Raw genomic sequence first — 1,330 nt, forward strand, 5'->3', positions numbered from 1 at the left:
GGAGTCGAAGTCGATGTGTGCGGCGTCCCAGGTCCCGTTGTAGAACGCCAGGACCTTGAACGGGGCGGCCGCGGCGGCTTCGGTGGCGACGGCGGCGCAAATTGCAAGTCCAAGTTAGCCAGCCAAGCTCATCTCATATGAACTCTTATAGTTGAACATTTTTCTTGGATAATGGTTCATCCAATACTCGATAGCGGCGACTTCTTCAGGGGTCGTCTTTGTTGTGCCTTTTGGCAGATGCCTACGAATCATTCGGTTATGGTTTTCATTCGTCCCTCGCTCAAAGCTCGCGTAGGCGTGTGCATAGTAAACTGGACAGCTTACGACCTCAGAGAGCCTTGCAAATTCATGGCCATTGTCAGGGGTAATGGATTTGAAGTCATAACTTTTTTGAAGTTCCACCAGCTCATCATTGACCGCCTGTGCTGTTTTCCCATCAATCAAGCGAATGATCTCCGTGCGGTATTTTCGCTCTGTGAGCGTCAAAAGCACCTTGTTCTTAGCTCTCGTAAGAATGACCGTGTCAATCTCGTAATGCCCCACTTCTAAGCGATTGTTAATGAACTCAGGCCGTTCTTCAATAGACTTACCAAAAGGATGCTTTGGCGCACGAGGTTTGATTTTCTTTGCCGCCTTATACTGCGGATAGAAAAGATGATGACGCTTGGCTTCTAACCAGCCCCAGTTGACCCAATTGTAGAGGCTGCTCAGAGAAACTCCTTTTAGAGCCTGATGAATGACTTCCAAAGAGTCCTTGTCTTCTTTAAGACGTGTACTCACATAACAATCAATCTCAGTCGTGAGTTTACTCGGACGAACACTGTGAGCCCTCAATCCTTCATAATTTTCTTGAGCCTTTTTAGCAGAGTATTTTACCTTCCGCTTGAGCTGGATTTCCCCTCGCTTCATCTCTCTGTCAATCGTCCCATGAGCTTTATTCAATAAGCGCGCAATCTCACGGTTGCTCAGTCCTTCTTTATTGTGCCAACGTTCAATGTTTAAACGGTCTTGATTGGTCAGGTGTTTCCCTTTGCTCTGGCTTGTGATAGAATAGTCTTGCATCTGAATTTCCTTTTTATACTATTTGGTCGAACTTCTAGTATAAGAGATTCAGATGTTTTTTGCTTGACTCAAGGTGGCTAACTTCATTTTACAATTTGCGAAGTATTTTATTATGTACAGAAATATTATCGACAAGTTATGAAAACCGTTTCTTTTTTTGTTCAAAAAAACCTGTCAAAACTTTGACAGGTCAATATTTTATTGATATTGCATTACTTTTTGTGCTTTGTAGGCTACGTCAATCATCGCACCACCAAGACATTCTTCT

The 1,330-nt window shown here is 43.9% G+C and carries 1 protein-coding gene; it reads right to left on the reverse strand.

Annotated features, from left to right (window positions below; translation table 11 throughout):
* Positions 1–114: 114 nt before the first annotated feature.
* Positions 115–1,062, reverse strand: a complete 948-nt coding sequence (locus AB0B58_RS42300; RefSeq protein WP_003130410.1) for an IS30 family transposase — start codon at positions 1,060–1,062, stop codon at positions 115–117.
* Positions 1,063–1,330: the final 268 nt, after the last annotated feature.

This window comes from Actinoplanes sp. NPDC049118 (assembly GCF_040648555.1).
Taxonomy (GTDB): domain Bacteria; phylum Actinomycetota; class Actinomycetes; order Mycobacteriales; family Micromonosporaceae; genus Actinoplanes.